Below are 10369 nucleotides of genomic sequence, written 5' to 3'. Positions count from 1 at the left end.
TATTCAGCAGGTAGAGCGCAAGCCACGAAGGGCTAGCGACTGTCTATGCCGTAGCACACCGACCGGTTGCGTCCCCGATGCGATGCACGTGGGGCTGGCGCTTCCGTCCCTGGGGGGCGCGGCTGGGGCGGCCCGTCGACCCCCTATTCGGCGGGCTGCCTCCCGGTCACCGCGCCGTCGTGCGGGGCCAATAGGGTCATCGCGTTTCAGCACGAAATTGTTGCGGCGGCTCGTCACCCCAGCCCGAAGGCGAGCCGCCTTCCGCTTGCCCCTTTCTCCGCCTTGTCTCGCCATCAGCGCCGTGCGGCCTATTTGGAAACCTGGCGCGTCGCCATGCGCGCTCGCGACGGCCGCCTGGCCTACATCCATCCCCCTCAGGCCAGGCGGCTTGCGGGGCATCGAACCATCTCTTTTGGCTCCAACCCGCCGCCTTCTTTTGATTTCTTCTCGATTGCCGCTTCCGAATTTCGGGATCGAGTGTCTTGCCGGCCCAGCGGTCGGTCGTGAGGTACGATAAGGGAGACGAGGCTGGAGGTTCGGCAGAGAAGGAACGAACCGCCAGTCAGATCAATTCCCACACACAAAATCTTGGCGCAGGCAGCGCTAAAGGCCGCTGCGCATGCAGACCGTATGGTCTGGGATGCCCGGAAGTTTTGGATTCGAGGTGTGTGGATTCTACTGATAAAATCCTAGAAACATGCGGCGTTCTAAATCGTTTGGTGTCTTGCAGCGCGTGGCGCAGGTTCGAGGTGAGGCTAAAAGGGAATCTCTGGCATGTCCCAGCCGAGCCCCCCTGCGCCCGCGCTGCACCATTTGCCGCCCTCGCCTGAGACCGCGGGTCTCGTCTCTGGCTATTCTGTAGCTCCGCACCAGTATTCGCGTGAGGCAATCATGCTGACCGTTGTAACATTCATCACGCTCATCTTGATCCTGAGCGTTTTATTTATGCACGTGAGTTTAATAACGAAATTGGTCGTCGACCTTTTGCTTTTTGCTGGTTGGGCGTTCTTCGCGATTATCAGAACGGCGAGCCAAAGGCGCAGAGCGCGCCAAGCTCGAAACAGCACTTAATTCTTAGACATTCAAAGCATGGCGCTAATCTCACGCCCAATGGCTGCATCCAGTTCCGGCGGCAGTTCCACCGCCGGTATGACACGCCCACGTGCGTGGAGACGCCCGGCGCGTCGATCTGGAGCTTTCCGTCCGGGCCCCGGCTGGCGGCTCCGGCCGGGGCTCTTCCAGCATTTTTTCACGCGCGGGCCCGCATCGCTTCGTATTTCGCTCGCTCAACGGCGTTGCGGCGCACCTTCTCAGCCCCGATTGCGGCCCGGCTCTCAGGCGAGCGCTCAACCAGGCTACGCTCGCCAGGTGCCGCTTCGAGCTTCTTCCCCCATCGTTCATTCCGTCGCTTCAACGGGAGCCAAAGCCTCAATGGTGAGGGTAGCGAGCCTGGTCGGATCGGCTTTGCGCCGCGCCGCCAAGCCCATGAGCTCGTTGTCGATCGCTTTCCCGTTGGGGCGTAGGACGATCAGGTCGTTCTCCTTGGCTCGACCAGATTTGATGAATAGTCGCGCAATGTCTCGGCCCGGATCGCGGCGGATAAGGAGCGGTACACCGCCTCAGCTGGCGGACCACCATGTTCCAGGCAATGTCACGGCGGCGGGCGCGATACCGATTCCAAGTTTCGCCATGTAGCCTCCGTTACGCGCGCACACACATGACGCGAGAGCGGAACGACTCATATCTACAATGCCTTGGCGTCCTGGCAGCGAACCGGCCGCCTGATCTAACAAGCTCCTCGACCCTGGCCATGTCTGTTCTTTTTTCCCGTAAACACCGCCGACCGTCGCCTCTGCCTACGCACGGATAAGAACCTCGCGCGCCGCGCTAACCCTCGGGCCATCCTGCGGCGAGTGCTGCATGATGTGCCGGAGTATCGCCAAGGCGAGATCCTTTAGCTCGGAGGCGGAAGTCCGTGGGTTCTCCGCCCAGTCGCGATCGGTGTCGGCGCCCGGCATGGAGAGCGCACCTGGCTTACGCTTGCGTCCGGCTCCAGGACGAGCGCCGCCGCTTCCGTATCCTCGCCCGACCCCTTTTGATTTTGTCGCCATTTTCACGAACCCGAGTTGAATTTTTTGCCCGTGTTCGAAGCTCTTATCTGAGTTGAAGGTTTTCGGCTGAGGATTTGCCTCTGCGTGTATCTACAACGACGTCGTAGGTCACTTTCTGCCCCTCGGGCAGGTCCCTCAAACCGGCGCGCTCAACGGCGCTAATATGCACGAAAACGTCAGGCCCGCCGTCATCTGGCTGAATGAAGCCGAAGCCCTTTGTGGCATTAAACCATTTAACCGTCCCGGTAGCCATATCGTATCCTTTTTGTAAGTCCAGGCCCTTTTCCCCAGCGCAGATAAGCCTTTGCACGAATCACATGGATTGATAAATATAGTTTTTATTGGCGTTCCGCGTCCGGGACGCCAGATTATCCCATAATTCACAAGGTTGAAAGTGAATGGCTAGAGGTAAAGTCGCCGCCCGCAAGGCTGCTCCGGTGAAAAAAGCGGCTCCGGCAAAGAAAGCTGCCCCCAAGAAAGCCGCTCGCGGCGCCGCAGAGCCGGGCGCCATTCGCCCATTCAAAGAGACGCTGACCAAGTCCGCGTTGATCAATCTGATTGCCGAACAGAACGAACTGCCCCGTAAGACTGCGGTTGCAGTCTATGCGACGCTCGAAGGCCTGATCCTTGGCTCTCTGCATCCGCGCGGCGTCGGTGAATTTACGATGCCGGGGATGTTCAAGGTCACGTTGAGAAAGGTGCCGGCCCGTCGAGCGGGCACGCTCGTGCGTAATCCGGCGACTGGCGAAATGGTCCCCGGAGCCGCCAAGCCTGCGAGCGTCCGTGTAAAGGTTCGTCCGCTGTCGAAGTTGAAAAACGCGGCGACCGGTTAATTACGGCGGACGAACTGAGGCCCAAGAACAAACGGCGGCCTGACAAAGGGCCGCCGCTTTTGTTTTGTCGGCTTCAGTTGCTGGTTCCGGACTGATCGCGCCCCCATGAGCCGATGGCGGCGGCGCCTGTTGGCTGGAAATTATGTCTCGCCTCTCAATATCTTGGTCCAGCGGAGCTCGACTGTTTGCCGCGCGGCTATACGCCCATCTCGTCACCTCGTTAGCGGGATATCGCAGCGACTGCGCGGCGGTCTGCGTCATGGGGGCTGCGGGTTCTGATGGGTTGGGCGCGCCCCCCCCCCGGCGGCCTCTGTCAGAGTGGAGGTGTTTGAGCACCACTTGAGGGGGCGGCTCGCGCGAGAGAGGTCGGTACCGTCGAAGCCAAGCTCGGCGGCCCGCTGGGACTCGAGGCTGAAGGGGCGGAGGTGGAGAGGGTAGTTCGGTTCGACGAAATCGAGGTCGAGGCGTGACAGCTAGCGCGCCCAGGGCTGCGGCCCGACAATGGAAATCAGGCGTTGGTCCGTCGAGAACGCGGGGAGGCGCCGTCAGATCATTAGGTCGCCCTCATTCCCAAAGACCGGCTATGCAAGCAGCTGCGAAGCCCTCGAGCGGGCCAAGGCGTCGCCTCCTGGCGGCTGTTGGGTAAATGCGCGCCCCGGGCCCCTGAGTTCAAGGCTCCGCCGTTATCCAAGGGCTGCATGCCGGGCCCTTCTCCGAAGCCAAATCGAGCTCGCGCGTCGTTCCAGCTTTTCTGAAATGAAAAGATCAGAGGGCGGCCCGGTCCCCAATCGACACGAACGTGATACATGAGGACGCTATGTGTCTCATCGGCGCCCCACACGGCCTAGATACGCCCGCCGTGTTGCGAGGCTGGTGAAACACAAATCCGAATGAGGAGGAGGGTCGAGGGATGACCAATCTCGAACGCGCCCCCATCGTAAGCGATGTCAGTCCCGCGCGGCGACGCAACCGCCTGCTGGCGAGCTACTTGCTCAACCGGAAGCGCGGAACGGCAATGGTTCGGAAAATGATCCGCGATGATATCAGCCGCTTCGACGACCTCGGCGCCGACGCCTACGCCTGGGAATTGAGACAAGTTTTGAAACGCTTCGAATCCGCGGTGGATGCTAGCCGATGATCACAGAGGTATGCGTCGCGACATACGAGCTGAACCCAGCTTTCGCAGAGGCTTACGCTCTGGAGCAGGAGGATAGGGTTGTCGGGATCGTCCTGAACCCCGTGACCTCCGCCGAGCAGATCGCGAGTTGGCAAGCGCGCGTCGCGGACGCGATCGACGAAGACGTCGAGTGGGGAGAGGCAGCCGGGGGCGTGTTCGAAGGGATCGTCGACGGTATGCTCGCGGTTACGCTGCGCATCGACACCATCAGGGTGGAATCCTGATAGGGGGCCTGGCCTTATAGGAAAGGTTTCGTTTTGGCGCGACGCTATAGGGTTTGCGACGACAGGCCACAATGGTCAAATTTGCCGGACGACGCTTGAAGCGAAGTCAGCGCTCCCGCTCGTTGAGGCCGAACCAGGCGCCGTAGCGTGGTTCGCAGTCCGTATGTCGCCCACGACTTTTGGGATTTTCGACGCCTTCCTAGATGAGGCTTCCAGAGAACGCTCATCTCGCCGGGGGGGTCACAAAAGCCGTTAGGGCAAGGGCTCCGGATCTATTCTCTTTACCCACGAAAATCGACAAGCTTGACGTTTTGGCGTCAAAGCTAAGTTAGGTTCTGATCCGCCCGGTTGTCCAAAACGGCCGGACAGCGCCTTCAGCCGCGCCCGCTCGTCTTCGCCTGGCCTTGGGAAATTGGCGCCAAGAAGGAATACGAGTGGGTCAGGTTGAATGGGTCAGGTGGGCGAAGGTAAGCCGCGCGCGCACCAACCCGCGAGACCATCTTTTGGCTGACGCGCGTCGTTTTGCCCATCGCTGTTCAGCTTGCTCACCGCCTGACGGAGAGCGACGATAGCTATAGTTGACAAGGTCGCCTCTTGTGAACCCCAACGGCCCGAGAGCACTGGCCCGCGCTCGGGCCGAATCTTTTCAGGCCTCACGGTGGCTGTGCGACGCATGCCCGCCCTTGCGGCCGGCTTCCGACGCGAGCGTATGGTTGATCGAGAAGCTACGCTTGCTAGGGTCCACGCTACGCCCACCCTTTTGCCCCGCGCGGGCGGCAAGCTCAGGATTCTGGGAAAAGCTGCGCTTCTCATTTGGAACGCTTTGTCCGCCCTTGCGAGCGATTTCCCGCTGTTTTTCCGGGTCCATTGAGGCGAAGCCTCGTTTCGAGTCACCCATGTTGGCCTCCTGCTTGTGAATTAGGCAGGTTACTTAGGTCAGGCTCAGGCAGGGGCAAGTCGCCTCGACGGCGCACAACGGCGGAGCGTGTTCTTGTCTACTTCGGTAATCCGTTTGTTGAGAGTTCCGCAACACGCGCAACACTCCAAAGATAGGAGTTCGTTTTATGCGAAAAACGCTCCTCGGATAAGTCATTAGCCTCTAAACAAGCTGTTCCTTCAATTCCAGCGTGCCCCTGACGCCTATCGATTCGAAGTTTTCCTCGAGGAAATTCCTTCCCGCCTTATGGCCGATGTCGAATAGTTCGAGAAAAAAGTCGAAATCGGCTTCCATCTTGGTGTCCGGGCCGTATCGATCGAGCGCAGGGCCGCCCGCGACGAGGTGAAGCAAAACCTTCTTATAGTGCGTGCCTCGCAACCGTCCCGAATCTATTAGGCGCGCGACGAAGTCGATTGCGCGGAACTCCTGCAGGAGCGGCGCATTAAAAGTGATCTCGTTCAGACGGGCCATAATCGCGGACGATGTGCGCGGAACATCGTCACGCCGGATCGGATTGATTTGCACGAGGATCACATCGCGACACTCCGTCTCTGTATACAACGGATAGAGCGCGGGATTGCCCATATAGCCGCCGTCCCAATAGGCTTCGCCGTCGATCTCGACTGCTTTGAAAATCGTTGGTAGGCAGGCCGAGGCCATCAGCATGTCGATGGTTAGTTCAGGGCGCCGAAAAATACGTCCCTTCCCGGTGCGCACGTTCGTAGCCGCGATAAAGAGCTTCAGATCATCGGTGGCGCGAAGTCCTTCAAAATCGATGAGCCTGGCTAAGACATCGCGTAGCGGATTAATATCGAGCGGGTTAAAATCATAAGGGGACAAATATCCACCAACGGTTTGCGTCAGGGTGTCACGAAGCTTGAGCGGATCCCAAAATCCCAGGAAGGCGTCGAAGAGTTGCCGCTGCTGATCGGACATATCGCCATCGAGACTCACCGCCCTCCAAAACTCCGCAAGCTGCATGCGGGCGCGATCTGGTCCGCCTTCGCGGAGGCCGTCCGCGTAAACTGCGGCGTTCATCGCGCCTGCGCTTGTGCCGCTGATGCCGGTCACGTCCAGCCGGCCATCGGCGAGAAAAGCATCGAGCACGCCCCAGGTGAAGGCGCCATGCGTACCACCGCCCTGCAGCGCCAGGGTGACCTTCTTGCGCATCAGCCAGCCGTCCAGCCACCGTCCATTGAAATATTGGCGCCGGTGATCTGCGACGCGGCGTCCGAGCAAAGGAATACGGCCAGCGCCGCGATCTGTTCGACGGTAACGAATTCTTTCGTCGGTTGGGCTTCCAGCAGGACGTCGTGAATAACCTGCTCGCGGGTGAGATTACGGGCCTTCATCGTGTCCGGTATTTGCTTCTCGACAAGCGGCGTCCAGACGTAGCCGGGCGATATGCAGTTCGACGTAACGCCATGGGCGGCAAGTTCGAGCGCGACGACTTTGTTCAGGCCAACGACGCCGTGCTTGGCCGCGACATAGGCGGTCTTGAACGGCGAGGCGACGCGAGAATGGGCGGACGCCGTATTAATGATGCGGCCCCATTTGCGCGCTTTCATGCCCGGCGTCGCTGCGCGGATCGTATGGAAGGCGGAGGATAGGTCGATCCCGATGATCTGGTCCCATTTCTCGACGGGAAAATCTTCGATGGGCGATACGTATTGAATGCCGGCGTTATTGATCAGAATGTCGACAGATCCTAGCTTTGCCTCGGCATTCGCGATCATCGCGGAGATTTCCACCGGCTTCAGCATATCGGCGGCCTCATAGAGGCAAGTCACGCCGAATTCCGTCTCGATCGCGACCCGTTCCTTTTCAATGTCGGACGCCGCGCCGAAGCCGTTGATCACGACATTTGCGCCCTCTTTCGCGAGAGCGCGGGCGTAGCCAAGACCAATGCCGCTGGTGGAGCCTGTCACGACCGCATTGCGTTTCGATAGGGACATGTCTGCTCCCATAAATGATCAACTGCGTATAAGCTGGGCAGTTGTTAACCAGCAAAGATGAACAAGGCAGAGGCGGGTAAGGCGCCCCTCGCCAGCTTCGCCGCCGAGAAGCGCGTCTATTTGGCCAAATAGTCAAAAACGACCTCGCCAAGCGCGAGCGTAAGATCGGCCTTGAAGTGCGCAGCCGACACAATTTCCCGAACGGGGAGGCGCGCGACGTCACAGGCGACATGCGTTCGTAATTCGAGCGCCGCCGGAGAGGTCCAGGCGCCTTTCATTACGACGTCCGTCATCTTGTAGCGCACGAGTTCACAAATGCGCGCTGAACCATCGACATGCGGAATGATCTTCAGGAGAAAGTTCGGCGCGACGAGCGATTTGGCAATCAAGGTCTCGTCCGCGATGCGGTGCTTGTAGCCGACCGTCGCGTTGACGCAGAGAGCGGAGCCGTAATGCAGTGTGCAGACCACGATGTCTCCGTCATGTGAAATGCGCGGCGACGCCAGCTTTTTTGGAAAGCCCCACAACTCGCGGCCGCCAAGAATCGGGGCGGCGTCATCGAGATACATGGTGTGTACATAGGAGCCTCTCTCGCCTTTGAAACGGACCGGGATCACCTGTCCGCTTTCCGTGTAATCGCCAAAGCCAGTAGAGTCAGGCATTCGGATAAATTCATATTTGACGATTGGCTCGTCGACCTCAAGGGGCTCAGGCACTACCGCGGCCAGCGCCTCGGGATCGGTGCGATAAGTGATGACGATAAATTCTCGATCATAGAAGCGATAAGGACCGCGTGGATAGGCGGGGTTCGTCAGCGGCATGGCAAAAGCGGTCTCGCGCGCAGCGTCTATCTTCATTCCGTTCCGCTCCTATTGATGGCTCAGCGTATCGCTTGCTAACCGCGAGGGATGGTTAATTCCGGGAGATTTCTGAAAAAGTCGAGAGACTCGGGATTAGCGAGGGCACCCCTATTCTTGACCGGACGGCCATGAACGACCTCGCGAACGGCGAGTTCGACCAGTTTCCCTGATCTCGTGCGTGGTAGATCGGGCGCTTCCAGTATGACCGCTGGAACATGTCGCGGCGAAGCCTTTTCGAAAAGCGCCCGCTTGATCTGGGCAACAAGCACGTCGTCGAGAGGATAGTCCGGATGTGTTTTCACAAATAAGACAATCCGCGTCCCGCCGTCCCACTCCTGGTCGATCGCCAGCGCTTCCTGGATTGACGGCAGACTCTCGACAACATTGTATATGTCCGCCGTCCCGATCCGCACGCCTTGGGGATTGAGGGTTGCGTCGGAGCGGCCGTGGATCAGGAAGCCGCCATGCTCCGTCTCGGTCGCGAAATCCCCGTGCAGCCAGACGTTGGGATATCGCGCGAAATAGGCGTTGAAATACTTGCTTCCATCCGGGTCGTTCCAGAAACATATGGGCATTGAAGGGAAGCTTTTCGTGCAGACCAGTTCGCCGCCCTCGCCGATGACCCGCTGACCGTTGTCGTTCCAGATTTCTACCGCCATGCCGAGGCCGGCGCATTGTATCTCGCCTCGATAGACAGGGCTCCAGGGATTACCGCCAACAAAGCAGGAAATGATGTCGGTGCCGCCGCTGACCGACGCGAGTTGCACGTCGGGCTTGAAATCGCGGTAGACGTAATCGAAGCTGTCAGGCAGCAGGGGCGATCCTGTCGAGGCGATCAGTCGCACCGCGCTCAAATCGTGGCTCTCGCGCGGCTTAAGCCCTGCCTTTTCGATCGCCTTTAGATAGCCTGCCGACGTGCCAAACAGGGTCGCGCATTGTTCTTGCGCAAAATCCAACAGGATCGCGCCGCTCACGCCGGCGGTGAAAAACCCGTCATATAGCAGGATCGTTGCGTGGCTGGTGAGCGCGCTCGCCAGCCAATTCCACATCATCCATCCCGTCGACGTCGCGTAAAAAACACGGTCGCCGGGTTTGATGTCGCATTGCAATTGATGCTCTTTGAGATGCTGCAGCAGGGTGCCGCCGGCGCCATGCACAATACATTTCGGCGCGCCAGTCGTGCCCGACGAGAACATGATATACAGGGGATGATTGAATGGCAGACGTTCGAATGACAGAACGGCGTCGTTGTGCTCCTTGAGCGCGGACGGCCACAACTGGGCGCTGGTAAGGTCGTCCAATGGCGGATCCTCGTGAATATAAGGAACGATCAGCGTCCTCTTGACGCGGGGCAATCTTGCCTGCACCTCGCGGATGGAGGCGATGCGATCAAGCTTCTTACCCTTATACAAATAGCCGTCGGAAGCGATGAGGAGGCTCGGGTCGATCTGGCCGAAGCGATCGACGACGCTTTGCACGCCAAACTCTGGCGCGCAGGACGACCAGATGGCGCCAATGCTGGAAGCCGCAAGCATGCCGATGATTGCTTCCGGCCCATTATGGATGTAGGCGGCAATACGATCGCCCTTTGCGACGCCCTGTGCGCGAAAATAAACAGCGAGTGCTGCGACGGACTGTTTCAGTTGGCCGAAACTGAGCGACGTTTGGACCTGGCCTTCGCCGGAAAAAACAATGGAGATTTCGTCGTCTGGTCTCGAACGCAACAGGTTCTCTGCAAAATTTAGTCTGGCGTCCAAAAACCATTGCGCCCCCGACATTTTGTCGCCATCGACCAGGATGCGTGCGCCCTTCTCCCCGATAACCTTGCAGAAGTCCCAAACGTTCGACCAAAACTCCTCCTTATGATCGACGCTCCAGCGGTGAAAGCCGCCATAATCGAATGTCGCTGCGAACGGAGTCGTGTCGGCGCGTTGCAGGGAAAATTTCGAGAGATTCGACGCTTGTTGCCGTTCAAGGTCAGGCTGCCAAATTCGCATCAGAGAGCCTCTCGATTCCGCAAGCGATCCAATTCTACTAGAATCCCTAAAATTAAGAAGTGGATCCGGCAGCGCAAAATCGCCCAATGAGCACCTTCTGCTCAACAATTCGGCATCGCGCGATCGAAACCAGAGCGGGGCAGTGACAGAATGGATTGCTCGAGACCGGCGACTCCTCGCAGCGTGTATTGCCAGGCGCCCATTCATAGTTGGACCTTTTCACGCATGTGATGATCGTGTCCTGCATAACGAGACTATCTTTATGTCGTTTCTCA

At 58.9% G+C, this 10369-nt stretch carries 9 protein-coding genes; 3 read left to right on the top strand and 6 right to left on the bottom strand.

Going from position 1 to position 10369, the window contains the following annotated elements; translation table 11 throughout:
* Positions 1 to 2154: 2154 nt before the first annotated feature.
* On the bottom strand, positions 2155 to 2364 hold the full coding sequence (locus WOC76_RS21810) for a cold-shock protein (RefSeq protein ID WP_341101799.1): 210 nt from the start codon (positions 2362 to 2364) through the stop codon (positions 2155 to 2157).
* Positions 2365 to 2548: 184 nt separating this feature from the next.
* On the opposite strand from WOC76_RS21810, the gene WOC76_RS21805 reads away from it, so the two are divergent.
* The 3 genes from WOC76_RS21805 (at position 2549) to WOC76_RS21795 (ending at position 4345) form a co-directional block, all read left to right on the top strand.
* Complete coding sequence (locus WOC76_RS21805) at positions 2549 to 2944, top strand: HU family DNA-binding protein (RefSeq protein WP_445730546.1); 396 nt, start codon at positions 2549 to 2551, stop codon at positions 2942 to 2944.
* Between the two features lie 910 nt (positions 2945 to 3854).
* Positions 3855 to 4082 (top strand): hypothetical protein, encoded by a 228-nt coding sequence (locus WOC76_RS21800; RefSeq protein WP_341101806.1) that lies wholly within the window; start codon positions 3855 to 3857, stop codon positions 4080 to 4082.
* Positions 4079 to 4345, top strand: coding sequence for a hypothetical protein (locus WOC76_RS21795; RefSeq protein ID WP_341101809.1), 267 nt, complete (start codon positions 4079 to 4081; stop codon positions 4343 to 4345). The genes WOC76_RS21800 and WOC76_RS21795 overlap by 4 nt, the downstream gene beginning before the upstream one ends.
* Positions 4346 to 4991: 646 nt before the next feature.
* Here WOC76_RS21795 and WOC76_RS21785 read toward each other — a convergent pair.
* From WOC76_RS21785 to WOC76_RS21765, 5 genes are all read right to left on the bottom strand, one after another.
* On the bottom strand, positions 4992 to 5243 hold the full coding sequence (locus WOC76_RS21785; protein ID WP_341387491.1) for a general stress protein: 252 nt from the start codon (positions 5241 to 5243) through the stop codon (positions 4992 to 4994).
* 201 nt (positions 5244 to 5444) lie between these two features.
* Entirely contained in the window at positions 5445 to 6452 is a 1008-nt protein-coding gene (locus WOC76_RS21780; protein ID WP_341101813.1) for a patatin-like phospholipase family protein, read from the bottom strand.
* Positions 6452 to 7237 (bottom strand): 3-hydroxybutyrate dehydrogenase, encoded by a 786-nt coding sequence (locus WOC76_RS21775; RefSeq protein ID WP_341101817.1) that lies wholly within the window; start codon positions 7235 to 7237, stop codon positions 6452 to 6454. Before WOC76_RS21775 ends, WOC76_RS21780 begins: the two co-directional genes overlap by 1 nt.
* Before the next feature lie 116 nt (positions 7238 to 7353).
* On the bottom strand, positions 7354 to 8094 hold the full coding sequence (locus WOC76_RS21770) for an acetoacetate decarboxylase (RefSeq protein ID WP_341387490.1): 741 nt from the start codon (positions 8092 to 8094) through the stop codon (positions 7354 to 7356).
* Between the two features lie 38 nt (positions 8095 to 8132).
* Positions 8133 to 10094 carry an acetoacetate--CoA ligase gene (locus WOC76_RS21765; protein ID WP_341387504.1) on the bottom strand — a complete coding sequence of 654 codons (1962 nt, stop codon included), beginning with the start codon at positions 10092 to 10094 and terminating at the stop codon, positions 8133 to 8135.
* Positions 10095 to 10369 lie beyond the last annotated feature (275 nt).

It is taken from the genome of Methylocystis sp. IM3 (assembly GCF_038070105.1).
GTDB lineage: Bacteria > Pseudomonadota > Alphaproteobacteria > Rhizobiales > Beijerinckiaceae > Methylocystis.
This window is presented reverse-complemented; position numbering and strand designations above follow the sequence as displayed.